This is a genomic window from Alistipes dispar (assembly GCF_006542685.1).
GTDB lineage: Bacteria > Bacteroidota > Bacteroidia > Bacteroidales > Rikenellaceae > Alistipes > Alistipes dispar.
Genome location: NZ_AP019736.1, coordinates 554122 through 579213, shown reverse-complemented (window position 1 = coordinate 579213; position 25092 = coordinate 554122). Strand labels below are relative to the sequence as shown.

The 25092-nt window shown below is 61.8% G+C and carries 18 protein-coding genes and 1 pseudogene; 15 read left to right on the top strand and 4 right to left on the bottom strand.

Features of this window, described 5'->3' with window-relative positions; all coding sequences use genetic code 11:
• Nucleotides 1-19 precede the first annotated feature (19 nt).
• From FME97_RS02700 to FME97_RS02685, 4 genes are all read left to right on the top strand, one after another.
• Nucleotides 20-2554, top strand: coding sequence for a hypothetical protein (locus tag FME97_RS02700; RefSeq protein WP_141427749.1), 2535 nt, complete (start codon nucleotides 20-22; stop codon nucleotides 2552-2554).
• A 97-nt stretch (nucleotides 2555-2651) separates the two neighbouring features.
• On the top strand, nucleotides 2652-4640 hold the full coding sequence (locus FME97_RS02695; RefSeq protein ID WP_141427748.1) for a S8 family peptidase: 1989 nt from the start codon (nucleotides 2652-2654) through the stop codon (nucleotides 4638-4640).
• A gap of 14 nt (nucleotides 4641-4654) precedes the next feature.
• Entirely contained in the window at nucleotides 4655-5119 is a 465-nt protein-coding gene (locus tag FME97_RS02690) for a lipocalin-like domain-containing protein (RefSeq protein ID WP_141427747.1), read from the top strand.
• Nucleotides 5120-5300: 181 nt separating this feature from the next.
• A complete protein-coding gene (locus FME97_RS02685; protein WP_141427746.1) occupies nucleotides 5301-7409 on the top strand; it encodes a hypothetical protein in 2109 nt (702 codons plus the stop codon).
• A gap of 357 nt (nucleotides 7410-7766) precedes the next feature.
• On the opposite strand, the gene FME97_RS02680 is transcribed toward FME97_RS02685, so the two are convergent.
• The 4 genes from FME97_RS02680 to FME97_RS02665 are packed head-to-tail and all read right to left on the bottom strand — an operon-like array spanning nucleotide 7767 to nucleotide 12406.
• Nucleotides 7767-8603, bottom strand: a complete 837-nt coding sequence (locus FME97_RS02680; protein WP_141427745.1) for an alpha/beta hydrolase — start codon at nucleotides 8601-8603, stop codon at nucleotides 7767-7769.
• Between the two features lie 24 nt (nucleotides 8604-8627).
• The gene (locus FME97_RS02675) at nucleotides 8628-9827 is read right to left on the bottom strand and encodes a class I SAM-dependent rRNA methyltransferase (protein ID WP_141427744.1); all 1200 of its coding nucleotides are present in this window, start codon (nucleotides 9825-9827) and stop codon (nucleotides 8628-8630) included.
• Nucleotides 9824-10432, bottom strand: coding sequence for a 3'-5' exonuclease (locus tag FME97_RS02670; RefSeq protein ID WP_141427743.1), 609 nt, complete (start codon nucleotides 10430-10432; stop codon nucleotides 9824-9826). The genes FME97_RS02675 and FME97_RS02670 overlap by 4 nt, the downstream gene beginning before the upstream one ends.
• Before the next feature lie 21 nt (nucleotides 10433-10453).
• Nucleotides 10454-12406 (bottom strand): RecQ family ATP-dependent DNA helicase, encoded by a 1953-nt coding sequence (locus FME97_RS02665; RefSeq protein WP_141427742.1) that lies wholly within the window; start codon nucleotides 12404-12406, stop codon nucleotides 10454-10456.
• Between the two features lie 88 nt (nucleotides 12407-12494).
• Between FME97_RS02665 and FME97_RS02660 the strand changes: the two genes are divergently transcribed.
• The 11 genes and pseudogenes from FME97_RS02660 to FME97_RS02610 all read left to right on the top strand — a co-directional run.
• A complete protein-coding gene (locus FME97_RS02660; protein ID WP_141427741.1) occupies nucleotides 12495-12914 on the top strand; it encodes a hypothetical protein in 420 nt (139 codons plus the stop codon).
• Nucleotides 12915-13055: 141 nt separating this feature from the next.
• Nucleotides 13056-13484: a Fur family transcriptional regulator gene (locus tag FME97_RS02655; protein ID WP_141427740.1), complete on the top strand. Its 429-nt coding sequence runs from the start codon at nucleotides 13056-13058 to the stop codon at nucleotides 13482-13484.
• 86 nt (nucleotides 13485-13570) lie between these two features.
• Nucleotides 13571-15910: a TonB-dependent receptor gene (locus FME97_RS02650; protein WP_141427739.1), complete on the top strand. Its 2340-nt coding sequence runs from the start codon at nucleotides 13571-13573 to the stop codon at nucleotides 15908-15910.
• A 93-nt stretch (nucleotides 15911-16003) separates the two neighbouring features.
• Nucleotides 16004-16321, top strand: coding sequence for a heavy-metal-associated domain-containing protein (locus FME97_RS02645; RefSeq protein WP_141427738.1), 318 nt, complete (start codon nucleotides 16004-16006; stop codon nucleotides 16319-16321).
• Between the two features lie 712 nt (nucleotides 16322-17033).
• Nucleotides 17034-17570, top strand: coding sequence for a UpxY family transcription antiterminator (locus FME97_RS02640; protein ID WP_141427737.1), 537 nt, complete (start codon nucleotides 17034-17036; stop codon nucleotides 17568-17570).
• 148 nt (nucleotides 17571-17718) lie between these two features.
• Entirely contained in the window at nucleotides 17719-18906 is a 1188-nt protein-coding gene (locus FME97_RS02635; protein ID WP_232522847.1) for a glycosyltransferase family 4 protein, read from the top strand.
• 6 nt (nucleotides 18907-18912) lie between these two features.
• Entirely contained in the window at nucleotides 18913-19815 is a 903-nt protein-coding gene (gene rfbA / locus FME97_RS02630; RefSeq protein ID WP_141427736.1) for a glucose-1-phosphate thymidylyltransferase RfbA, read from the top strand.
• 15 nt (nucleotides 19816-19830) lie between these two features.
• Entirely contained in the window at nucleotides 19831-20406 is a 576-nt protein-coding gene (rfbC, locus tag FME97_RS02625; RefSeq protein WP_141427735.1) for a dTDP-4-dehydrorhamnose 3,5-epimerase, read from the top strand.
• 48 nt (nucleotides 20407-20454) lie between these two features.
• Nucleotides 20455-22914 (top strand): SLBB domain-containing protein, encoded by a 2460-nt coding sequence (locus FME97_RS02620; RefSeq protein WP_141427734.1) that lies wholly within the window; start codon nucleotides 20455-20457, stop codon nucleotides 22912-22914.
• A gap of 12 nt (nucleotides 22915-22926) precedes the next feature.
• Nucleotides 22927-24042 carry a Wzz/FepE/Etk N-terminal domain-containing protein gene (locus FME97_RS02615; RefSeq protein WP_141427733.1) on the top strand — a complete coding sequence of 372 codons (1116 nt, stop codon included), beginning with the start codon at nucleotides 22927-22929 and terminating at the stop codon, nucleotides 24040-24042.
• A gap of 3 nt (nucleotides 24043-24045) precedes the next feature.
• Nucleotides 24046-24528 (top strand): annotated as a pseudogene (locus FME97_RS02610) (polysaccharide biosynthesis protein); the annotation flags it as partial.
• Nucleotides 24529-25092: the final 564 nt, after the last annotated feature.

Sequence of the window (25092 nt, the reverse complement as noted above, 5' to 3'; positions counted from 1 at the left end):
AATTTAAAAGCAAATTACCGTGAAGACATTCAAGCATATATTACCGTTCCTGCTGGCTCTCTTCGTTCTGGCCGGTTGCAAGGACGATGTGAACTATACCCGGGGAACCGCGGAGGATCCCGACTGCTACGGTGTCTATTTCCCGAAGAAGCAGTCTGCGCGGACCGATCTGGAGTTCGAACCGGGCGCCCAGACCGAGGCGACCTATACGGTCAAACGGCGCAATACCGTGGATCCGATCGTCGTTCCGGTCGTCGTGAAGGCCAACGTCGAGGATATTTTCGTCGTCGAGCCGATCGTGTTCGATGCCGGCGAGGAGGAGACGACCTTTACGGTCAGCTTCCCCAATGCCCAAATGGGCACGACTTACACCTGCGACATCGACATCGAGGATCCGCGCTACGCCTCGGTTTACGGTCCCGACAAGGTGACCCTCTCGATATCGCTCGTGCTGGCCAAATGGGAGCTGGTCACCGACGAAAAGACCGGCGCGACCAAAGGCCGCTACCGCGACGACATTTTGGGCAACTTCGCTTCGATAGACAATCCCAATGCCAATCCGAATCCCGAAATCGAACTCGAAATCTACGAGCGTTCGGACAAGAAGGGCTATTACCGCATGAAGGCCTACACGCCGGAGCTGATGAACATCTTCGCCGGAGGACAGGTAAGTCACGAGAACCGCGGAGTCTGGACCTATGTCGATGCTTCGGATCCGAACAAGGTCTATTTTCCCTACCAGTCAACCGGCCTGACCCTCTTTGCCGAGATGGGCGAGTGGTACATCGCATCGCAGACGCCGGAGAATTTCGCCATGGACGAGTCGGCCGGACAATATGGCACGCTCAAGAACGGCGTGATTACCTTCCCGGCGCAGGGTATCGTGCTCGAACCGAGCGAAGGCGAATATGCCGGTAAATTCTTCTACGCCAACGCCAACGGCTTGCAGCGGATCATGCTTCCCGGAGCCAGGGTTTACGACTACTCGGTGACCCTCACCAAAGGCGAACCCGCGGACGGAGTCGTCGAAATCGGCGCCACCCTCTCCGAGGACACCCGGGAGTTCCGCTATGCGATCTTCACGGGCAGTCTGAGCGACGGCGAGGCGAGCCTCAAGGCACAGGAGATGGCCGACGGCAAGATCGCCGCGGAACTCATCAGGACAATCACCGCTTCGGGAACGATTTCCGTGCAGGATCTGGAAGGCGGCACGGGCAAGTACACGCTCGTAGGCTGTATCTACGGTTCGGACGAGGAGGCGAATTCGGAGGGCGGCGAAACGGCGTCGCAGAACCTGAAAATGCAGGGCTATGCCTCCATTCCGTTCGGATATGTCGCCAAGGGCGACGAGGTTTCCGTCATCTTCAACATCGGGCTCGAAGCCACGAACGAATTCGCGGGACAGGGCATTACGACGGACAATGCGGCGAAATTCTGGGCCTACGGCGAGGAGATCGAATCCGTCAAGTACGGAGTCTTCAAGACGGACGCCATCCAGGGACTGGACATGACGGCTTTCCTCCAGCAGATGGGCAAGGATTTCACCAAAGAGCAGCTCGATGCCATCAACGGCGGACATTACAGCATCATGCTCACGGGGCTGAACGGCGACACGGAGTACACGTTCGCCGGACTGGCCAGCAACGGGTATGTCAGCGAACTCTTCACGGCGTCCATCCGGACCACCGGCAAATACAACCCGGGCCTGGAGAGCGAGTTCCTCTACTCGGACTTCCTGCCGCAGGACGAGCAGCCCTCGAAGGAGTACCTGATTTCGACCGAATGGAACTATTATGCCATCAACGTCATGGACGAGAAGCAGATGCGCCGGAAGATCGGCACGGTGACCATCGAAGACGATCCGACGGAAGACAGTTCGGTCGATCTGCTGACCATTACGGGGCTTACCGGTCTCACGTTCGACGAAGGCGGCCAGATTCCGGCGGTTTACGTTCCGGCCTCGGCTCCGCTCGCAGGCATAACCGGCGCCATCTCTCCGATGCTTTCGCAGGACCCGATCGGTGTCATCAACGGCGAGGACATCATCTCCGGCTGCGTCTCGGAGGAGAACCCCGAAGCCCTCTATGCGGTCAATTATCCGTTCATCGGAGGCGCCGTGGCCGACGGTTACATCTATTTCGTGCCCACCCCGAACTATGTCGAGCAGGGGGCCACGTTCCGTTATCTATATACGTTGAGTACGACGACCCCCTATTCGATCCTTACGGACATGCTGCTCGTCGATCCCGCCAAGGATATGGGCGGCATTCCCGAACTGGCCGCAGAGCGGATCGCAGAACTGCGCCGAATGGCCGCAGAGCTCCGGCAGCCGCGGAATTGCGTCGAACGGCCCGAATTCTCCGTTTCCGCAGGACGCGGCTCCGTCAAAACCGTGCCGACCGACTGTGCGAAAGGATTCCTGCCCGCATCGGCTCCCGAAGCGAAAGCCGTAAGGGCTGCGGTCGGATTCAGCGATGCCGTGCGGCGCGCGGACGGTTCGGGGTCGGAACTCCGGTTCCGGAAAACGGCCGCTGCCGAAGTCACGCTCAAGTAATATCGGATCGGGAGAGGCCGGTCGTCCGGCAAGTGCCGGCCTCTCCCTTTTTTCCAAGCCAGAAACAACCTGCCGGACTCAAAAATCAGCATGATATATGCATAACAAAACGAAACTCCTGATTTTCGCCTCCCTGCTGCTGGCCGCCTGCTCGACGGACCCCATGCAGGAGATACCGAACCGCGGGGATTCCGCTCCCGAAATCGAGACTTCGGGCAAAATCTGCAATACGTCGGACGATGCCGTGGCCGGTTCGCTCATCGTAAAATTCGGCGAAGAAGCCGTTTCCGGTCTCGAACAGTACGCACTGAATGCGGCCGGGACCCGTTCGGCGCTGACCCGTTCGGGCATCGCATCCGTCGATGAGATCCTGACCGACCTGCACGTCACCTCGCTGGAGCGCGTCTTCCCCGAAGCCGGCGAACACGAGGCCCGCACCCGTGCGGCGGGGCTTCACAGATGGTATGTGCTCCGGTTCGCAGCGGAGGAGGACCTCGACAAGGCGGCCGAAAGACTCGCGGGTGTCGCCGAAATCTCGAAAGTGCAGTTCCGCACCCGTCTCTACCGGGCTTCCGACTGCAAAACCTATCCGTTCCACGCGACGGCGGGCGACCGGACCCGCGCCCTGGTCACGGCGGATTTCAACGACCCGAATCTTTTCTGGCAGTGGCATTACATCAACAATGCCGACCAGGCCGTCGCCACGACATCGGTGGCCGGAGCCGACATCCATGTGGCCGACGCATGGAAGCTCACGGCAGGCAATCCCGAAGTCATCGTCGCCATCGTGGACGAAGGGGTGAAATACACTCATCCGGATCTGGCGGCCAACATGTGGACCAATCCGAACCCTTCGCCCGAATACAACAGCCAGGACATTCACGGATGGAACTTCGCTGCCGACGGCCCCATTTCATGGGGTCAGAAGGGCGATTCGGGCCACGGAACGCACGTTGCGGGCACGGTGGCCGCCGTCAATAACAACGGCATCGGCGTCTGCGGCGTGGCCGGAGGTACGGGCAACGGAGACGGCGTGCGTCTGATGTCGTGCCAGATCTTCTCGGGCGACCAGACGGGCGACGCCCTCGTGTCGAGCCGCGCCATAAAATACGCCGCGGATCACGGCGCCTCCATCCTCCAGTGCTCGTGGGGCGTCAAGGCGGGAATATACACGTCGGACAACATGTTCATCAAGGGATCGCCGATGGACTACGAGGCGCTCCAGTACTTCGCCGCCCAGAAGAACTGCGAGGCCCTCGACGGCGGACTGATCGTTTTTTCCGCCGGCAACGAATCGACGGCCATGTCCGGCTATCCGGCGGGTTATCGTGATTATATCTCCGTCACCTCGTTTTCGCCCGACTACCTGCCGGCCAACTACACCAACTACGGTCCCGGCTGCAATATCGCGGCCCCCGGCGGCGAAACGAGCGGTCTGAGCGGCGGCGAGAAGGCCGGCGTACTCTCGACGCTCTGCTCCGAAACGAGCAACGGAGCGGATTACGGCTACATGCAGGGAACCTCGATGGCCTGCCCGCACGTCTCGGGCGTCGCCGCACTCGGCCTCTCCTATGCCCTGGAGAAGGGGAAGAAATTCTCTCTCGACGAGTTCAAGACCATGCTGCTCACCTCGGTCAATGAAATCGACTCCCGGCTGGGCGAAGGCTCGAAGGCCACGATCGCCGACGTGTCGATTTACCGCGGCAAAATGGGCACCGGCATTACCGACGCCTATCAGTTGCTCATGCAGATCGAGGGAACGCCCTGTCTGCGGGTCGCAGTGGGCGAGGTGCAGCTCATTCCGCTGACGCAGCATTTCGGACAGGGGGCCGAAGACCTCACCTACACCGATATCCGGATGTCGGCCAAGGATATGGAAAAGCTCGGCATCAAGGCGGCTCCCAAAATGTATAATGGAAAACTGATGATCAAATGCACGAAACCCGGATCGGCCAAAATCAAGGTTTCGGCGATAGCCGGCGGCACGAAACCCGGAACGGGCGTGGTGATGGGCGGCATGGTCGTCACCAAGGAATTCGCCGTCATCGCCCGTTCGGCCGGCGCAGCAAACGGAGGTTGGTTATAAAAACAGTGCTTGCAATGAAAAAACATCTTTATCATCTGCTCGTTTTCTCCCTGCTCGGCATCTTCGCCGCAAGCTGCTCGGATGACGACGACGCCCCCAACATTCAGTCGGAAATCGTAGGCGAATGGCGCCTCACTTCCTGGTCGGAGAGTGCTCCCGAAGGATTCGAGGTATATGTCGAATTCACTTCGGCAGCGACATTCGGACTTTACCAGAAGGTCGAAACGTCGGACTACACCAGATACACCGGGCGTTATTCGATCGACGGAACCCGGCTGACCGGAGTGTACGACGACGGCGAGAGCTGGGGCAGCGGTTACGATTTCGAACTGACGAATGACGGGAACACCCTGACGATGACCGCCCGGACCGAGCCGGCCGAAACCAGCGTATATTCCCGGACGACGATTCCGGACGACGTGCGCGATGCCCGGACGTCCCGTGCCGGCTCTTCGCCGGAAATGAAGCGGATGCTGTAACTCGCCGCATCCGTCCTCTCCGCGAAATCCGTTCTGCGACCGGAACAGTTTTTCGGATCGCCTTGTGCCGTGACCGGTCGGATAACCGGAACGGCATGATGCCCTGCATGAAGCGATGCGAATGATTCGGCCGCGGAACGGATTTTTTCCAACCCGATTGCCATCTTAAAAACTTACGCCCATGAAAAACTCGTATTTCAAAGCCTTGTCCGGCCTTTTCGCCTTGTGCGCCCTGCTCGTCGGGGGAGGGTGTGACGACAGCGACTCCGAAGTGAATGAAAAGCCGTACGCCATTTCCGTATCCCAGAACGAAATGGCGGCGTATTACAGGATCACCGCTCCGACAGCCGCCGGAGCCGGAGAGACGGTATCCGTCGAGGTCGAAGTCACCAGCGAAAACCATTACCTGAAGTTCGTCTCCGCGAACGGCGTGGCCTGCGAGCAGGTTGCCGGCGACACCCGGGGCGGTACGTTCGAATTCGTCATGCCCGAACGGGACGTCACGTTAGGAGTCATTATCCAGGAGTTCAAGCCCGAAGAGTACCCGATCAACGCCCCTGTTTCGCAAGAATATACCGTCGCCGTCGCCAAAACGGCCGTAGCGGGCGAAGTCGTGGACGTCGAAATCGTCGTGACGAACGGCATGTTCGCCGTTTCGGCCTGTCTGTTCAACGACACTCCCTGCGAACTGGTCTCCAGTGGGACCGTCACCTGGAAATACCGTTTCACGATGCCGGCCGAGGAGGTGACGCTCACGGTGGCGACCGATCTGGAAAGACACCTCATCTCGCTCAAACAGGGTGAACACACCAGTCTCCGGATGCTCAACTGTTGCGACGATTGGGAGGCGGTTCCCCCGGTATTCGACGAATGTATGTACGGCATAGTCAAATTCATGTGGAGCGCGGACCTGGGTTATGACGGTCAGGTGAAGATCACGGGACAGACCACGGGAAACAATATCGAGTACACGTATCAGACCGACGATCCGGATATGGGCGAATGTTGGTCCTGCGTCATGCCGGACGAGCCGATTCTGATCGAAACGTCCGCCGTCGAGAAAACCGACTACGTCGGCAAGCCGTTCGTCGGAACATACAAAGGTTTCCAGCTTACGGCTTCCAAGACACAGGTTATCCGGGGCAACTCGTCGGAATTCTCGATGGAACTGAAGACGAATACCTCGTATTTCGTAAAATCGACGGATGCCAACCGCTTCGATTTCGACGGCTGCTATGAATTCGACGAAGCGAAAAACCGCTTCGAATATCTCGCAGAGTTCAGCGACGACGGCTACGGAGAAATGGATTTCGGAGCCGGCGGCAGCTGGTTCGAAGGCGGCGACGCGTTCGTGTATATCAACGACCTGATAGACGACAAGCCCGACAATGTCAAATACTATTTCACGAGTACCGCCGACTTCGAATTCGTCAGTGCGGCGAGCGATTCGTACGGCTCCCGTTACCTGATCGAACTGAACAGGGCCGGTGCGAAAAGCTGGTACTATGTCGAGCGTGGGACCCGGAGCGCCCGGCCGGTCGATCTGGAATTCGAGAAGGGGGCGAGCATCGGTGAAAATTCGGAGGCGACGGTTTCCGACGAGACCGCCGCATTGTTCCGCTATTCGTACGATCCGGAGACCGGAATCCCCGTCTTCACCCTGCGCGGCAAAGAGGCGGGGACTTACAGGCCCGGAAGCGGCAGCGGACCGGAACTCACGCTCGACGGATTCGGACACGCCGTCTATGGCGATGCGGAAGGCGCTTACACGCTTCAGGGATCGGTCGTCGCCTTCGTCTCCGGGGCGGAACGGAGCGAGTTTGCGATCGACATGCAAAAGATGACCTATTCGGCGGTTTCATCCGGCGTATGGGACGGTCCCAGCGTATTTTCCGCCTCGTTCGACAAGGATTCGGCAATCGCGATCTTCGGCAATGAGCCGACCAAAGGTTCCGTTACGATCCGGCTCGACTCGGATTTCAGCGGGAACGAAAAGCAGGGATATGCGAAATTCAAGGCTACGGTTTACGATACCGTCTGGTTCAGGGATACGGACGTGACGGACGAAGCGTGCGTATATACCTACGACCCGGCGACCCGGACCCTGCTGATCTCTCAGGTGCTCGTCGGCACGGCAGACGGACGCGGAACGGAGCGCATCGACCTGCGTTTCGGGGTGTCGGACGACAAGCGGGAGCTGACCTGCGGGGAGGATATCCTGCTCCGCGCGATTTCGGGAGGCGACCGGACTTACATCAAGTTGAATGGCCTGCGGCTGAAAAGCGAATGACGGGTCAAATCGGCAATGGTCCCGGCTGTTTCCGGTGCGTGCCGGGCCGATGACCGATTTCGAATGAAAGAGCTCTTGCCGATGCGTTGAAACAAATGAACGCACGGCGGGATGGTAGAATTGAGCGAAGCGTAGCGAATTAGCCGATACGGCTTTCGCTGCGCTTCGGTTTTCTACGGGACGGAGCCCGTGAGAAACGACATGAAGCCGGACTGCGCAGGGACCCGGTCGCCCGGAGAATTCGCGTTCGTAGAAGAAATGCCGCCCGCGGGAGGGGCGGCATGTGTGACCCGGACCCTCATCCGGACCCGTTCCGGGGCGATTGCCCGGGTTTGCGAGGGGGCTTTCCGACGGGATCTATTCGGCGAAGCCGACCGAAACGAAGGCGAGGATGTCGTGCAGTGCGGTCTGCCAATAGCGCCACGTGTGGCCGCCGTCGCGCATCCGGTATTGCAGCGGGATGTCGCGCAGGCGCATGGCCTCGTAGAAGTGGATGTTGGCCAGGGCCAGGAAGTCGTCGTCGCCGCAGTCCACCCACCAGCGGACGGTGCGCTGCGCGGCGGCCTCCGCGTCGGAGAGGTCGCGGACCATCTGCACGGGGTTGTTCTCGGCCACCGAACGGCGGAAGGCGTTCTCGCCCGGGTCGCCGTAGGCTTCCAGAAGACCGCTCATCGGGCAGGCCGAGCCGAAGAGTTCGGGGTGGCGCAGGGCATAGACCGCCGTGCCGCCGCCTCCCATCGAGAGACCCGAGATGGCGCGGCGGGCCTTGTCGCCGCAGATGCGGTAGCGCCGTTCGACGGCCGGGACGAACTCCTCGAAGAAGAAGCGTTCGTAGGGCCAGCCCGGGACGTCGAAGTATCCCATGCGGTCGCCCGTGTAGTTCTCGCCCGTACCCGAGGCGTCGGGCATGACGACGATCATCGGGAGCGCCGTGCCGGCGGCGATGGCCTCGTCGGCGATCTGGCGCATGTTGCCCTTTTCGGCCCAGTCGCCGTGGTAGCCGCTGGCGCCGTGCAGCAGGTAGAGCACCGGATAGCTCCGCCCCGAGTCGTCGTAGCCGGCGGGCAGATAGACCGAGCAGGTCTTTTCGGCGCCGAGCAGGGCGCTGCGGAAGGTGAAGGTTTCGATGCGGCTCTGGGCCGTGGCGGCGCAGGCTGCGATGCAGGCTGCGAGGAGGGTGAGCAGTCGTTTCATGGTCGGAGACGGTTTGGAAAGGGGTTATTCGACATAGAGCACCAGCCCCTTGAGGTACTCCCCTTCGGGGTGGTAGATGTTGATCGGATGGTCGGCCGGCTGCGTGAGCTGGTGCAGGATGCGCACGCGGCGGCCGGCGATCGCGGCGGCCGAGAAGACCGTCGTGCGGAACAGCTCCTTCGACACGGCCTGCGAGCAGGAGAAGGTGAAGAGGATCCCGCCGGGGCGGATCTGCGACAGCGCCCGGGCGTTGAGCCGCTTGTAACCCTGCATGGCGTTGCCCAGCACCTTGTGGTGTTTGGCGAAGGCCGGCGGGTCGAGGATGATCAGATCGTAGCGGTCGCCGATGTCGCGCAGGTACTCCACGGCGTCGGCCGCGACTTCGCTGTGGGGGGCATCCGGACCGAAATTCAGCCGCATGTTCTCCGTGGCCAGCGCCACGGCCCGCTCCGAGGAGTCCACCGAGCAGACTTCGCGCGCCCCGCCCGAGAGGGCGTAGACCGAGAAACCGCCCGTATAGCAGAAGGTGTTGAGTACGGTGCGCCCCCGGGCGTAACGCTTCACCAGCTCGCGGTTTTCGCGCTGGTCGAGGAAGAAGCCCGTTTTCTGCCCCTTCTCCCAGTTCACCCAGAACTTCTCGCCGTTTTCGAGCACCACCTGCGAGGCATGGTCCGACGTGCCCCAGAGGTATCCGTCCACGGCTCCGAGGTCGGCCTTGAAGGGGAGCGTCTGCGACGATTTGTCGTAGATGGCCGTGATGCGGTCGCCGTAGGCGGCGCGGATCGCCCCGGCGATCTGCTGCCGCGAGCGGTACATGCCCACCGAATGGCACTGGACGACGGCCGTGGAGCCGTAGATGTCCACCACCAGCCCCGGAAGCGAATCCCCCTCGCCGTGGACGAGGCGGTAGCAGGTCGTCGAGGGATCGTCGGTGAGCGCGAGCGTGCGCCGCACGTCGAGGGCCACGCGGAGGCGGCGGTTCCACCACGCCTGGTCGATCTCCTCGCGCTCGAACGAGAGGACGCGCACGGCGATCGAACCGATCTGGTAGTGTCCCCGGGCGATGAAGGCGCCCTTGTGGTCGAAGACCTCGACCAGCGCCCCTTCGGCGATTTCGGACTCCTCCTCGGCCTTGATGTAGTCGATGGCTCCGGAGAAGATCCACGGATGACGGCGCAGGAGCGACTCCTCCTTGCCCCGCCGCAGGTAGATTTGCGGTATCATTTGCGAATCGTTTTTTTCGGTGTGCGCAGCAGCCGCTCGTAGATGCGCGTGCAGACCCATGCGTCGGTGGCGGCGTAGAGACGCTGCTTGTCGGTGAGCGTCGCGGCCTCCCAGTTGCTCAGCCGCTGCGCCTTCGAGACGCGCTGCCCGAGCACGATGGCCGAGAGTTTGCGCAGGCTCTTCTCCTCGATGCCCCACTGGGGCGCGATCGTTTGCAGGTCGATGAACCCGCCGTCGCGGAAGTGGCGTATCTGGCGCAGCGAGCGCAGGTCGCCCGCCACGTCGGCGCCGATCTTGAGCACCTCGCGGCTCTCGAGCAGGCGGAGGATCGCCCGGTCGAACGGAATCCGGTTGAGCCGGAACAGGTAGCAGACCTCCGGGGAGGAGAGTTGCAGCAGCGAGACGCGGAAGGTCACCCCCTGGCGGAACGACGGGCGCGTCTCGGTGTCGAAGCCCAGCACGGGCTGGGCGGCGAGGTATTTGCAGGCGGCGGCGATGTCGCGCTCCTGCTCGACGACGCGGATTTCGCCGCGGAACTCGATGGCCGGCAGCAGGGCGGTCTGTTCGTTGCTGATCTTGTCTATGAAGTCGTTTCTGGTAGTCATTCGACGGATGTTCCCGCAAAATTACTCATTAATTTTCAATATTCCCGTTTTGTCGGCTGCGATTTTGCCCCTTTCGAGCAATTCGCGCAGGAGGCGCGTCAGCCGTCCGGGGTCGCAGGCCGTTTCGGTGGCCAGCGTATGCGGGTCGGCCGGGGATGCGGCCAGGCGGCGCAGAAGCTCCTCCGCGAGGGCCTCGTCGTCGGGTGCGGCGGCGGGGGAGGCGCCGGCATCCGCGTCCCGGGCGGCCTTCGCGGCCCGTTTGCGCGCGAGGCAGATGTCGCAGACGCCGCACGGCGCGGGGTCGTCGGCCCCGAAGTAGGATTCGAGCACCGCGCTGCGGCAGCGCTCGCCGTTGGCGGCGTAGGCGACCATGCGCTCGAAGCGTTCGCGCATGAGCTGCTGCCTTCGGAGGTAGGTCTCGGGAGCGATGTAGAGGTCCTCGCGGGGCAGCCGTTCCTCGTTCAGGAAGAGGATCGGCGAGCGGTTCGAGGGGATGTAGCGGATCACGCGCAGTTGCCAGAGCGTTTTGAGCAGCTCCCGGACCCGCTCGACGGTGTAGCCGCTCCACGTGGCCAGCTCCCCTTCGTCGATGGGGCGGAACTCGGTGAAGACGCCGTTGTAGAGGCGCAGGATCGTGCGGATGAAGTGGTCCAGGTCGTCGCGCCGGACGCGGAGCTTGTAAAGCTCGTCCCGGCTGATGCAGAAGAGGATGCGCGCCGGGTTGTCCTGTGCGTCGGTCAGCGTGAGGTAGCCGTTCTGCTGGAGGAGCTTCAGGGCTCCGGCGACGGTCCCCGACCAGAGGTGTTCGCGGGCGCAGAAGTCGTGGAGGTTGAACAGGTACGACGAGCCGCCGCCTTCGCCGATGCCCACGCGCAGGTAGGAGCAGACCCGCTCGTAGATCTCCTTGACGCGTTCCAGCGGCGGAAACTCCTGCTCGAAGCGGCGTGCGATGCGGTCGCTGTCGTCCGCCGCGACGAGCAGCAGCGCGTAGGCGCGGCGTCCGTCGCGGCCCGCGCGGCCCGCCTCCTGATAGTAGCTCTCGAGCGAGTCGCAGAGCGCGTAGTGGACCACGAAGCGCACGTCGGGCTTGTCGATGCCCATGCCGAAAGCGTTGGTGGCCACCATCACGCGGACCTTGTCCGCGAGCCACTCCTCCTGGCGCAGCGCCCGTTCGGCGTGGCCCAGCCCGCCGTGGTAGGCCGCGGCCGCGACACCCTGCCGGCGCAGCATGTCGGCGACCTGCTCGGTCCCTTCGCGCGTGCGCATATAGACGATGCCCGATCCCGGGACGTTCTGCACGAGCCGCAGCAGTTGCCCCTGCTTGTCGTCCGTGCGGCGGACGCTGTACGAGAGGTTGGGACGCGCGAAACTGCTGCGCAGGATGTGCGGCTCGGCGAAGCGCAGGTGGCGCATGATGTCCTCGGCGACGGGCTTCGTCGCCGAGGCCGTGAGCGCCAGCACCGGAACCCCCGGCAGCCGTTCGCGCAGCTCGGCGATGCGCAGGTAGGAGGGGCGGAAGTCGTAGCCCCACTGCGAGATGCAGTGGGCTTCGTCCACGGCCAGCAGCGAGACGTTCATCCGCACGACGCGCAGCCGGAACGCCTCCGTGGCGAGTCGTTCGGGGGCCACGTAGAGGAACTTCACGTCGCCATAGACGCAGTTGTCCAGCGCGATGTCGATCTGCCGCGGCGAGAGGCCCGAGTGGATCGCCACGGCGGGAATGCGTCGCGCGCGGAGCCGGTCCACCTGGTCCTTCATCAGGGCGATGAGCGGCGTGACGACGATGCACAGCCCCTCGCGGGCCATCGTCGGAACCTGGTAGGTGAGCGACTTGCCGCCTCCGGTGGGCATCAGCGCCAGCGTGTCGCGCCCCTCCATCGCCGCGCGGACGATCTGCTCCTGCACGGGGCGGAACGAGTCGAAGCCCCACCAGCGGCGCAGCACCTCGTGAATCCTCTCTTCGTGCGTTTCCATAGTACAAAGGTAGAAAAATTGGGCGGTTTCGGGAAATTTTTATACTTTTGCCTCCGACCCGCCCGTTTCTCCGGACGGGGAGGACCGAATGAAGGCAAGGAGGAGTCTCATAGCGCTGGCATTGCTCGCCGTCTATCTGCTGATGACGGCGGGGACGGCCGCGGCATCGCTTTCGTGCGAGTGCCTGGCGTCGCCGGTCCGCGCCGCGCACCTCTGCAACCACGGCTGCCCCGTCTCCGGGGCGGAACCGGTCGCCGACGGCATGTTCGGCGGCGTGTGCTGCGACGACCTCCATTCGACCGATATCGAACTTTATCTCTCCGCGTCGGACGACGGCGGGAAGTGCGTGCGCTGCGTCGTGACGGACCTGCCGCCCGCCCTGGCAGCGTGTCCGGAGCCGGCGGATATGCAGGCGCTGCGGCCCGTTGCGGCCGAGCGTCGGACGCCCTTCGTGACGGACCCGGCTCTGCCGGCCGTCGGATTCCGGGCCCCTCCGGCCCGCGGATGACCGTCTCCGGGACGGTCGGGCCGGACACGCTTCCGGCCGTTCGCGCGAAACGGGCTCTCCGTTTCCCGAAATTCCCCGATTGTGAAATTTGACCCGGCGCACCGGACCGTTTCCGGGCGTCGGGACCGTAATGCGGATCCGATGGATACGAAACATTGCGAAGAGGTGCTGCTGCGCCACGGCATCCGTCCCACGGCGGTGCGGATGCTCGTGCTGGAGGCGACGGAGCGTTTCGAAGGGACGTTCAGCCTGGCCGATCTGGAGGAGGCGACCGACGGGATCGACAAGTCGTCGATATTCCGCACGCTCGTGCTCTTCACGGAGCGCCACCTGCTGCATGTCATCGAGGACGGCAGCGGTTCGGCGAAGTACTGCGTGTGTCGCAACGACCACGCCTGCCGCCTCGGCGAGCTGCACTGCCACTTCCATTGCGAGGCGTGCGGGAAGACGTTCTGCCTGCCCGGCGAACACGTCCCCGCCGTGCGCTATCCGGCCGGATTCGAGGCGCGGGAAATCAACTACCTCATCAAGGGGCTGTGCCCCGAATGCAGGGCGAAGGTCCGGGGCTGAGGGCTCCCGGGACGGGGTGCGGAAGATTGCAACCCGGTTGCAGGGGCTTTTCCCTACCTTTGCCTGCGGAACGAAACCAAAAAGACATGAAACGATTCGTATATTTCGCGTTAAGCGCATTTTTCATCGCCGCGGGCGGCACGCTCCGGGCGCAGGACATACGGGGCGCGGTCCGCGATGCGGACGACCGGCCGCTGGCCGGGGCGTCGGTCTATTGGGCCGGCACGACCGTCGGCGCCTCGACCGATGCCGAAGGGACCTTCCTGCTCCACCGCGTGAAGGGCTACGACCGTCTGGTGGCCTCGTATCTGGGTTACGTGAACGACACGCTCCGGATCGACGAGGCGGTGCAGCGGGCCGACTTCGCGCTCCGGGCCGAGGGCGTCGAGCTGGAGGGCGTCGTCGTCGAGGGCAACCTGAGCGGCAACTTCGTCAAGCGCGACGGCATCGTCAAGGGGGAGATGATCTCCTTCGCGGGCCTTTGCAAGATGGCCTGCTGCAATCTGGCGGAGTCGTTCGAGAACTCGGCCTCGGTGACCGTGGGTTACAGCGACGCCATCTCCGGCGCCCGGCAAATCAAGATGCTCGGACTGGCGGGGACCTACACGCAGATTCTCGACGAGAACCGTCCGATCATGCGGGGCCTGAGCGCCCCCTACGGGCTGAGCTATACGCCCGGCATGTGGCTCAATTCGATCCAGGTGTCGAAGGGCGTGGCGTCGGTGACGGCGGGACACGAGGCCATCACCGGGCAGATCAACCTCGAACACCGCAAGCCCACCGACTCGGAGCGGCTCTTCGTGAACCTCTATCTCGACGACGAGCTGCGCCCCGAGGCCAACGTATCGACGGCCTTTCCGGTGTCGCGGGACAAGAAGCTCTCGAGCGTCGTCCTGCTGCACGGCTCGGGCGATACGGACGTGCGGAAGATGGACCACAACCACGACGGATTCCGCGACCTGCCCAGGTCGGCGCAGTTCAACGTGGCCAACAAGTGGCTCTATGCGGCCGACAACGGCACGCAGGTCCGCTGGGGCTGGAAATTCGTGCAGGAGAGCCGCCTCGGAGGCATGCTCGACTACCGGAACACCGACGCCATGCGCGAGGCGATGTTCCGCGACTGGGACTGGCAGGCGGAGGGCACGCGGATGCCCCTCTACGGGTCGCATATCCGCAACCGCAACGCCAACGGCTATTTCAAGGTCGGAATGCCCGTGGGGCCGTCGGTCTATGACGAGGCGGAGCAGGACGAGATGCGCTCGAACCTGGCCTTCGTGGCCGACTTCGACCATTTCGACGAGGAGGCCTATTTCGGGCTGAACGATTACAGCGGAAATCAGAATTCGCTGGCGCTCAATCTGATGTATAATCACTACTTCACCTACCGTTCGTCGCTCAACGTCGGCGTGCAGGCCCATCTGGACTACTACCGCGAGACGCTCGGCAACGATACGCCGTGGCTCGGCAGCGACCGTGCGTACGATTTCGGCCGCGACGAGGAGGAGGTCGGGGCCTATGCCGAATACACGTATGCCGTCCGGGACAAGTTCTCGGTGGTGGCGGGCCTCCGCGGCGACTACAACGCCTTCTACGACCGCTTTTTCCTCACGCCGCGCGGCCATGTGAAGTGGAACGTCACCCCTTCGACGACGCTCCGCGCCTCGGCCGGACTGGGCTACCGTTCGACGAACGTCATTACGGACAATATCGGCATGCTGGCCACGGGCCGCGAACTGGTGATTCCCGCGTTGGGCGATCTGGACCGGCTGGAGAAGGCCCTCACGCTGGGTGGCAGCCTCACGCAGACCTTCGGACTGGTGAATCCGGGCGACGCGACGCTGAGCTTCGACTACTTCCGCACGCAGTTCTGCAACTCGGTGGTGGTCGATCAGGAGTACGATGCGCAGACGATCCGGGTTTACGACAGCGACGGACGGTCGTTCACCGACACCTACCAGATCGACTTCTCGTGGACGCCCGTCGAGCGGCTCGACATTTTCGCCACGTTCCGCTACACGGACAGCCGCATGACGATCGACCGTCCGGACGGCACGACGGCCCGTGTCGAGCGGCCGCTGGTGAGCGAGTACAAGACGCTGCTCAATATCCAGTACGCCACGAAGTTCCGCCGCTGGGTGTTCGACGCCACGGCGCAGCTCAACGGTCCGGCGCGCATCCCGACGCAGACGGGCGACCTGGCCGACAGCCGCTATTCGCCGCGCTATCCCATGTTCTATGCGCAGGTGAGCCGCAAGGTGGGCAAGTTCGACATTTACGTGGGCTGCGAGAATATCGCCGACTACCGGCAGGAGGACCCGATCCTCAATGCGGCGAATCCCTACGACTACAAGTTCAACTCGATGAATGTCTGGGGACCGCTCATGGGGCGCAAGTTCTACGCCGGCCTGCGGTTCAACCTCTATTGATCCGTCCCCGGCTCCGTCGCGGGAGTGTCTTCCCGACGGAGCCGGGGATACGGAGAAGCAACGATCCGAAAAACCCAAATAAAAAAGTGCGATATGAAAAAGTTAGTTTCGATCTGCCTTGCGCTCGTATTGTGCGCGGGGGCGTTCGCGGCCCCGGCATCCGCGAAGAAGGAGAAAAAGACCGTGACGACGGTGTTCGTGACCGACATCGAGTGCGACCACTGCGTGAAGAAGATCATGGACAACGTGCCGTCGCTGGGCAAAGGCATCAAGGACGTGCGGGTGGACCTCCCGAAAAAGGAGGTGACGGTGGTCTATGATGCGTCGAAGAACGACGATGCGAATATCGTCGAGGGCTTCGCCTCGCTTAAGGTGAAGGCCGAACCGAAAAAGGCCGGAACGGAGAAGTAGTTCCGGCGGCATCCGGATAACGACGGGCGGGACGTCTCTCTGGAAGGGGACGTCCCGCCCGTCGTTTCGGCGCAGCCGCATTTCGGCAGGTCATCCGGCCGGTTGTCCTGTCGGTCGGTTTGAGGCGTTCGTCCGGCGATCCGGTCGTTTCCGGTCGTCGGCTGTCCGGTTTCCGGGCGGGCGGCGTACCGTGCGGGGTGTCTCCGGGCGGGCGGTAGGGCGGGGCTCTCGCAGGAGGGCGCCGCATCCGTTTTGTCCGGATCTCCCGGGGCGGTTCCGCCCTTCGGATCGGAGCGTCCGGTTTCCGCGCCGGTCGCTCCTCTGCTTCCTGTCGTCGGGGGGCGTTTCCGGTCGGAGAGTGGAATTTACGGCCCGGTCCGTCTCCTTTCCGGGACGGGAAACGGGACTTTTCGGGTTTTTTCGGACATCGTTTCGTCAATCGCATATAAACAGTTGTATGTGTAATCGTGTGATTATTAATGTGTTAAAAATTAGGGGGGGGGGATTTTCGGGGTAAAAAAGCGGCGAAAATTGGTTTCTTTCGAGAAATATGTTTACCTTTACACCCGAATCCTTCAGGATTCTTACATAGGGGACAGAGAATGGTGCTTTTGTATGGGAGAGGGTGTAATTGGCTGATTGATATGTATTTGTCTGTCAGTCGAGGAGCCAAGGTTATATCCGTATAGAAAAGCGCGCCAAGTTCGACGGCATGGGACAACCCGAACAGGAGAAGTGGTGGGCCATGAGCGCGGTATTCAACCGTTCGCTGAAAGCCAAAGACATACTGGACGCCGTCCGAGTCGAAAACTTCGTTCCGATGCGCAGCGTCGTCGAGGTCTGCGGTCGCCGCAGGGTCCGCAAGTCGGTCCCGGCGATTAGGAATCTGATCTTCGTCCGTACGACGCCGTCCTGCATCAGGGAGCTGAAATCCCGCTATCTGTTTTTGCAATACCTTACGCACCGGGTGGACGGACATACCGAGCCGATCGTCGTTCCCGACGAGCAGATGCGTCATTTCATTGCCGTGGCGAGTTCCGACGACGAGCACCTGATCTATCTTCAGCCCGAAGAGGTCCGCTTCGGGGCCGGGGACCGCGTCCGCGTTCGCGGAGGTGTCTTCGAGGGCGTCGAAGGGGTGTTCGTGCGGGTCAAGGGCACGCGGGACAAACGCGTGGTGGTCATGCTCGAAGGGGTGGCCGCCGTGGCGCTCGTAACGCTTCCGGTGCAGTTGCTGGAAGCGCTCTGATCCCTTCCGCAATACGGTTTCGGGGCTTTCCGTAAAAAAGCCGCATTCCGATTTTTTTTTGCGATCCGCCTTTCGTGTCGCCGGATGTCTCCGGTGCGGTCGTTTTTCGTGTCTTAATCCATACGGAAAAATTAATCGGGCATTGGCCATGGATACATTATATTTGGTAATCGGGGAGATTTTGTTGCCGTTTTCGTTGGGGTTGTTGTGCGTATGGTACGTCCATCCGTGGATGGTTCGTATCGCGGAGCTGAAGGACATCGTGGACGAGCCGTCGAGCCGGAAACTTCAGCGGCGTCCTGTTCCAATTCTGGGCGGAGTTTGCGTATTTCTGGGTGCGGTTGTAGGTCTCGGCAGTACGAGTGTTTTCGGAGACGGTTCGGAGCTTTTCGTGGTTGTGATGGCTATGACCGTGATGCTTTACACGGGAACGATGGACGACATTCTGGGTCTCACGCCAAGGGTTCGTTTCATGATCGAGATCGCTACCGTGGTTCTTCTGATCGTTATAGGGCATTACCGTATCGACGATTTCCACGGTCTGTGGGGTTTGGGAGTCATTCCGGTCTGGATTTCTGTGCCGCTTACTGTTTTCGCGTCGGTTGGCATCATCAACGCGATCAACCTGATCGACGGCGTGGACGGGCTTTCGTCGGGTTACTGCATTCTTGCGTGCGTGCTGTTCGGGGCATTGTTCTACCTTTCGGGCGACAGTAGCATGACCATTCTCGCTTCGGTCTGCGCGGGTTCTCTTGTTCCGTTCTTTCTTCATAACGTGTACGGGCAACGGTCCAAGATGTTCATCGGGGACGGCGGCACGCTCGTGCTGGGCGTCGTCATCTCGGTGTTCGTCATCCGGACACTCCGGCACGATACGCTCTGCGGGGAGCTCGGGCTTCCGAATCTCGGGCTCGTTCCCTTCACGCTGTCGGTTCTTGCCGTCCCGGTATTCGACACGCTGCGCGTGATGAGCGCTCGTATCGTCCGCGGTGTGTCTCCGTTCCAGCCGGACAAGACGCACCTTCACCACCTGTTCATCGGTCTGGGTTTCTCCCATGCGGGGACCACGGTGGTGATCCTGACCCTGAATTTCCTCGTCGTGCTGTGCTGGTGGTTGCTTTATCGGGGCGGTGCGTCCATCGACCTTCAGTTGTACGTCGTTCTGGGTCTTTGCGTTCTGATCACGACGGGTCTGTACTACACGGTCTCGGGACTGTCTCCTGCGAGCCGACTGCGCCGCCGGCTGCACCGTCTGGGACATTGGACGCATGTCGAACGTACGGGTCTGGTTCTGTGGCTGCAACGCCGGATGGACCGGGTGCAGGAAAGAGAATAGCGGGTTATGAAAGGCATCGTATTGGCGGGGGGTACTGGCACGCGTCTGTACCCGATCACGAAGGGAGTAAGCAAACAGCTTCTGCCCGTTTACGACAAGCCGATGGTCTATTATCCGCTGTCGGTTCTGATGTTGGCGGGGATCCGGGATATTCTTTTGATCTCGACACCGCAGGACCTTCCGGGCTTCCGTCGCCTGCTTGGCGACGGCTCGGATTATGGAATCCGCCTGGAGTACGCGGAACAGCCGTCCCCGGACGGTCTGGCCCAGGCGTTCCTTATCGGCGAGGAATTCATCGGCGAAGACTCGGTGTGCCTCGTCCTTGGCGACAACATCTTCCACGGCGCGGGCTTCTCTGGCATGCTTCGGGAGGCGGTCCGCACGGCCGAGGAGGATGGCAACGCCACGGTGTTCGGTTACTGGGTGGACGACCCGGAGCGTTATGGAGTTGCAGAATTCGATAAATCGGGGAATTGCCTTTCGATCGAAGAGAAGCCGCAGCATCCGAAATCGAACTACGCGGTGGTGGGCCTCTATTTCTATCCGAACGAGGTCGTGGAAGTGGCCAAAAGCATCAGGCCTTCGTCCCGCGGAGAGCTTGAGATTACGACGGTTAACCAGCGTTTTCTTTCGGACGGCAAGTTAAAGGTGCAGACCTTGGGACGGGGTTTCGCGTGGCTGGACACGGGTACGCACGACTCGCTGAGCGAAGCCTCGACGTTCATCGAGGTTATCGAGAAGCGCCAGGGTCTGAAGATCGCCTGCCTGGAGGGCATTGCTTACCGTCAGGGCTGGATCACGGCGGAGAAGCTGCGCGAGGTGGCTGCGCCGATGCTCAAGAATCAGTATGGGCAATACCTGCTGAAAGTCATCGGGGAAGTCGAACGCACGGGCGATGCGAACCTTTAATTCGCAGAATACACCATGAATATCATACGGACATCCATCGAAGGCGTGGTCATCGTCGAGCCGCGCCTTTTCCGGGACGCGCGGGGGTACTTTTTCGAGAGTTTCTCGCAGCGGGAGTTCGGCGAAAAGGTTCGTGCGGTGAATTTCGTCCAGGACAACGAGTCACGCTCGACCTGCGGGGTGCTGCGGGGGCTTCATTTCCAGCGTCCTCCCCATGCTCAGTCGAAGCTGGTTCGGTGCGTGCGCGGAGCGGTGTTGGACGTCGCGGTGGACATCCGCCGGGGGAGTCCGACCTACGGGCGTCATGTCGCCGTGGAGCTTACGGAGGATAACCACCTTCAGTTGTTCATCCCGCGGGGCTTCGCGCACGGGTTCGCCGTGCTGAGCGAGGAGGCGGTCTTCCAGTACAAGTGCGACGACTACTACGCTCCGGAAGCGGAAGACGGCATCGCCTGGGACGATCCGTCGTTGGGCATCGACTGGCGTATCCCGGAGGAGAAGATCATCCTGAGCGAGAAGGACCGCCGCCGTCCCCGGCTGTCGGATGCGGAGGGCGTGTTCGAATACGGCGCGGACGTGTGTTTACGATAAACGACGATAGAATATCTTGACAATATGATTATGGAGACAGGAAATAGGATGGAAAGAGCGATTATCGGAGCTCCGGCGTTCCGCCGGCGTCTGCGGTTCGTTCCGTTGCTGGTGCTTCTGAGCGTGTGTCAGACAGCCGTTTATGCCCAGTTGAGCGACGAAGCGGTGCTCGAGTATGCTTTGGAAGGTCGCCGGAACGGCAAGAGCGAGCATCAGATCGGCAGGGAGCTTTTGGCTCGAGGGGTTACGGCGGAGCAGGCTGAACGTCTGAAGCGGAAGTACGAAGAGAGCCAGGGCAGCGAAGTACGCGTTGCGGACCGCGGTATCTCGGGTCAGCAACGGGAACGGGTCCAGTCCTCCTCGGAACGGCTCACCGCGGGGAGTCTCGATGTGGTGAGTTCGGCAGCCACGGACCCCGCGGCGGATCGCTCGGACCCGCGCGAGGTCTTCGGGCGCGACGTGTTCCGGAGCCGCACGCTGACCTTCGAGCCGAACGAGAACCAGGCGACGCCGTCGAACTACCGTCTGGGTCCGGGCGACGAGGTCATCATCGACATCTGGGGGGAGAACGAGCGGAGCCTCCGAGAGGAGATCTCCCCCGAGGGCAATATCATGGTCGAACAGGTGGGTCCTGTGTATCTGAACGGGCTGACCATCGGCGAGGCGAACGCGAAGCTTCGAGAGGTCTTCGGACAGATCTACGCGGGGGTCTCGGGCGACAGTCCCGCATCGGAAGTGCGGGTTACGCTGGGGCGTTTACGCACGATCCAGGTGAACGTGATGGGAGAGGTCGAGACGCCCGGGACTTACCGTCTGTCGTCGTTTTCGACGGTCTTCCATGCGCTGTACCGCGCGGGAGGAGTTACTCCGATCGGCGGGCTTCGCGATATCGGCGTGATGCGCGGGGGCCGTGAGGTGGCGCGCGTGGACGTGTACGCCTACCTGCTGGAGGGTCGTCAGGACGACGACGTGCGTCTGGAAGAGGGCGACGTGGTGATCGTGCGCCCCTACGAGCTGCTGGTCAACGTCTCGGGGAAGGTGAAGCGTCCGATGCACTACGAGATGAAACGAGGCGAGACGCTGGGTCGTCTGCTGGACTACGCGGGCGGCTTCACGGGGGACGCCTACTCGAAGGAGCTCCGGGTGATCCGCGAGACGGGGCGCGAATACCGGCTCTACAACGTCCGGGAGGGCGATTTCGGCGGATGGACGCTGGAGGACGGAGACGCGGTGACTGTGGGGTCCGTTCTGGACCGCTTCGCCAACCGCGTGGAGGTCCGCGGCTCGGTGTACCGGGAGGGGATGTACGAGCTGAGCGACGCGATGCACACGGTGCGGGCCCTGATCGAGCGCGCCGAGGGCCTGGAGGGCGACGCCTTCACGGGCCGCGCGCAGCTTCTTCGTGAGCGCGAGGACCTGTCGCTGGAGCTTCTGTCGCTGGACCTCGGGGGCATCATGTCGGGGCGTTCCGCGGACGTGGAGCTGCGGCGCAACGACGTGCTTATCGTTCCGAGCATCCACGAACTGGAGGAGCGCGGGTCCTTCACCATCGGCGGCGAGGTGGCTCGCCCGGGGGTGTACCCCTATGCCGCGCATACGACGATCGAGGACCTCGTGGTTCAGGCCGGAGGTCTTCTGGACGGGGCCTCTACGGTGAAGGTGGACGTCTCGCGGCGCATGAAGGACCCGAAGAGCCTGGAGCCGACGAGCGAGCTGGGCCGTATCTACACGTTCTCGCTCAAGGACGGACTGGTGACGGACGGCGGCGCGGACTTCGAGCTGGCGCCCTACGACATCGTGGAGGTCCGCCGCAGCCCGGGCTACCGGGAGCAGCGTCGCGTTACGCTGGATGGCGAGGTGGTGTTCTCGGGAGGCTATACGCTGGTGAAGAAGAACGAGCGCCTGTCGGACCTTGTGCGCCGCGCCGGGGGCCTCACGCCGGACGCTTACGCGCACGGGGCGCGTCTGATCCGCCGTCTGAACGACGAGGAGCGCGCAGTGCGCGAGACGACGCTGCGCATGGCCCGCCAGAACAGCCGGGGCGGAGATTCCCTGGCGCTGGACAAGCTGCAACTGGACGACTACTACACGGTGGGCATCGAGCTGGACAAGGCGCTGTCGAATCCCGGCTCGGACTACGACATGGTGCTGCGCGAGGGAGACCGTCTGGTGATCCCGGAATACGTCTCCACGGTGAGCATCTCGGGAGAGGTGATGTATCCCAATACGGTGCTCTACATGGCGGGCAAGCATCTGAAATACTATATCGGCCAGGCGGGCGGCTACGGGCTCCGTGCGAAGCGCAGCAAGGCGTACGTGATCTACATGAACGGCACGGTGTCCCGCGTGAAGAGCCTTCGCAAGGCGCGCATAGAGCCGGGGTGCGAGATCGTCATCCCCTCGAAGCGCGAGCGCAAGGGCATGAGCCTCCCGGCGATCATGAGCCTGGCCACGTCGGCGGCGTCGATCGGAACGATGGCGGCGTCGATCGCGAACCTGTCGAAATAAGCGGAAAGGACGATGGAAGAGATGAACAGAGCGACCGCCCCTGCGGGGGATGGTGAGATCGACCTGGCGGAGCTGGCGCGCAAGCTGTGGGCCGGACGCCGGAGGATCGTCAGATGGTGCGTCGCGGGGGCGTTGGCGGGACTCGTCATCGGCTTCAGCATCCCCAAGGAGTACACGGTTACGGTGAAGCTGGCCCCGGAGGTGCAGGGCGGGAAGCCGTCGCTGGGAGGACTGGGCTCCCTGGCCTCGATGGCCGGGATCAACATGGGGAGCATGAACTCGGCGGATGCGATGTCTCCGGAGCTGTACCCCGATATCGTGCAGTCGGTGCCGTTTATGACCGAGCTGTTCGGCGTGGAGGTCCGCCTGGCGCGGGACGAGCGCCGGATGCCCGTCTCGGAGTATGTCTCCGAAGAGCTGCGCTCACCCTGGTGGAGCGCCGTCGCCGCAGCGCCGTTCAAGGCGCTGGGATGGTTCACGGGGCTGTTCCGCGCGGAGGACGACGAACGCCGCGGAACGGGCGTGACGGACCCCTTCCGCCTGACACGTGAGGAGAACGAGACGGTCGGAAGCCTCCAGGAGCGTATCGCGGCCAGCGTGGACAAGAAGACGATGGTCGTCTCGCTGGCGGTGACGATGCAGGACCCGCTCGTCGCGGCGACGCTGACCGACACGGTGATGCGCAACCTGCAGAACCACATCACGCAGTACCGCACGGACAAGGCGCGGCACGACCTGGAGTTCACGCAGCGGCTCTTCGACGAGGCGCAGGGAAAGTATTATGCGGCGCAGCAGCGTTACGCGCAGTACGTGGACCAGAATCAGGCGCTCTCGCGGAAGAGCTTCCGAACGGAGCAGGAGCGGCTGCAAAACGAGATGTCGCTGGCGTACAGCCTCTACAACCAGACGGCCCAGCAGTTGCAACTGGCGCGTGCGAAGGTCCAGGAATCGACCCCGGTCTATGCCGTCGTGCAGCCCGCGACTGTCCCGCTCAAACCCTCGAAACCTTCGAAGATCATGATTCTCGTCGGATGCGTGTTCCTCGCAGGGGCCGCTGCCGCGGCATGGACGCTTTTCGGAGAGGAAATAGCTGAAAGATTACGAAGCGCGACGAAAGACGTACAATAATAATTGAAGCCGGTAAAGAGTCTGAAGAACGGAGTTGTGGCGCTCGGGTTCTACTTCGTGAACCTGATCCTGCAGTTCTTCTCCCGGAAGATCTTCCTCGACCATCTTGGCGCGGAGGTGCTGGGCCTGAACACCATGGCGACGAACCTTCTGCAGTTCCTGAACCTCGCGGAGCTGGGAATCGGCGCCGCCATCGCCTGCACGCTCTACAAGCCGCTGTTCGACCGGGATACGGCTGCGATCAACGAGATCGTATCGCTGCAAGGTTGGATGTACCGCCGCATCGCCTGGGTGGTGATAGCCGGCGCTGCGGTGCTTATGTGCTTCTTCCCGTGGATTTTCGAGAAGATGCCGCTGCCGTTGTGGTACGCCTATGCCTCGTTCGGCGCGCTGCTCGTAAGTGCCCTGCTGAGCTATTTCGTCAATTACAAACAAATCGTCCTCTCGGCCGACCAGAAGGAGTACAGGATACAGTACAGCTACAAATGGGTAAAACATCTCCGAGATATAAGATTCTCTTGTATCTGTCATGTGCAAATGCTGCAATAGAGAAAAAAGATCATACAATTCAATATTTATATTATGGATGATGCTGCGCTTGATACTACTGACGTAACGTCTCAGCCGGATTTATTCAACCGTATATACATCATCTTGAATCATGCTATTGTTGAGCGTAAGACAAAGGTTGGATGACAATGTTTTTCTCAACAGCAGCCCTTTTTGGGGAGGTATCGTTGTGCTTCTGATCATTGGAATTATCCATGAGGCCTGCGATACCCTGCCGGCAGACAAGAATGCACATGTCAATGTAGTTTCAATATCTTTGAGCGCATATCCAAAGGCTTCTTCAGTGCCATGTGCCCTTAAATACCGAGAACCCTGAATCTTTGATCCGTTATTTCATTTCCTGTTTGACTCTGATGGGGTAAGTGATCATCGTGTTATCGGTTGGGTTTTGAAATACAATTCATTTTTTCGTCGTCCGCAAGAGTCCGGAGATGGGGAATAGCCCGACACGGTTAGCCGCTCTGAACTGGAACAGAGTAG

Excerpts from the sequence above, each read along its gene's own strand:
- FME97_RS02620 (WP_141427734.1), top strand. The coding sequence starts at position 20,455 with ATGGAAAGAGCGATTATCGGAGCTCCGGCGTTCCGCCGGCGTCTGCGG.
- FME97_RS02655 (WP_141427740.1), top strand. The coding sequence starts at position 13,056 with ATGGATACGAAACATTGCGAAGAGGTGCTGCTGCGCCACGGCATCCGT.
- FME97_RS02695 (WP_141427748.1), top strand. The coding sequence starts at position 2,652 with ATGCATAACAAAACGAAACTCCTGATTTTCGCCTCCCTGCTGCTGGCC.
- rfbC (WP_141427735.1), top strand. The coding sequence starts at position 19,831 with ATGAATATCATACGGACATCCATCGAAGGCGTGGTCATCGTCGAGCCG.
- FME97_RS02635 (WP_232522847.1), top strand. The coding sequence starts at position 17,719 with ATGGATACATTATATTTGGTAATCGGGGAGATTTTGTTGCCGTTTTCG.
- FME97_RS02660 (WP_141427741.1), top strand. The coding sequence starts at position 12,495 with ATGAAGGCAAGGAGGAGTCTCATAGCGCTGGCATTGCTCGCCGTCTAT.
- FME97_RS02640 (WP_141427737.1), top strand. The coding sequence starts at position 17,034 with ATGGGACAACCCGAACAGGAGAAGTGGTGGGCCATGAGCGCGGTATTC.
- FME97_RS02650 (WP_141427739.1), top strand. The coding sequence starts at position 13,571 with ATGAAACGATTCGTATATTTCGCGTTAAGCGCATTTTTCATCGCCGCG.
- FME97_RS02685 (WP_141427746.1), top strand. The coding sequence starts at position 5,301 with ATGAAAAACTCGTATTTCAAAGCCTTGTCCGGCCTTTTCGCCTTGTGC.
- FME97_RS02675 (WP_141427744.1), bottom strand. The coding sequence starts at position 9,827 with ATGATACCGCAAATCTACCTGCGGCGGGGCAAGGAGGAGTCGCTCCTG.
- FME97_RS02670 (WP_141427743.1), bottom strand. The coding sequence starts at position 10,432 with ATGACTACCAGAAACGACTTCATAGACAAGATCAGCAACGAACAGACC.
- FME97_RS02645 (WP_141427738.1), top strand. The coding sequence starts at position 16,004 with ATGAAAAAGTTAGTTTCGATCTGCCTTGCGCTCGTATTGTGCGCGGGG.
- FME97_RS02690 (WP_141427747.1), top strand. The coding sequence starts at position 4,655 with ATGAAAAAACATCTTTATCATCTGCTCGTTTTCTCCCTGCTCGGCATC.
- FME97_RS02615 (WP_141427733.1), top strand. The coding sequence starts at position 22,927 with ATGGAAGAGATGAACAGAGCGACCGCCCCTGCGGGGGATGGTGAGATC.
- rfbA (WP_141427736.1), top strand. The coding sequence starts at position 18,913 with ATGAAAGGCATCGTATTGGCGGGGGGTACTGGCACGCGTCTGTACCCG.
- FME97_RS02665 (WP_141427742.1), bottom strand. The coding sequence starts at position 12,406 with ATGGAAACGCACGAAGAGAGGATTCACGAGGTGCTGCGCCGCTGGTGG.
- FME97_RS02680 (WP_141427745.1), bottom strand. The coding sequence starts at position 8,603 with ATGAAACGACTGCTCACCCTCCTCGCAGCCTGCATCGCAGCCTGCGCC.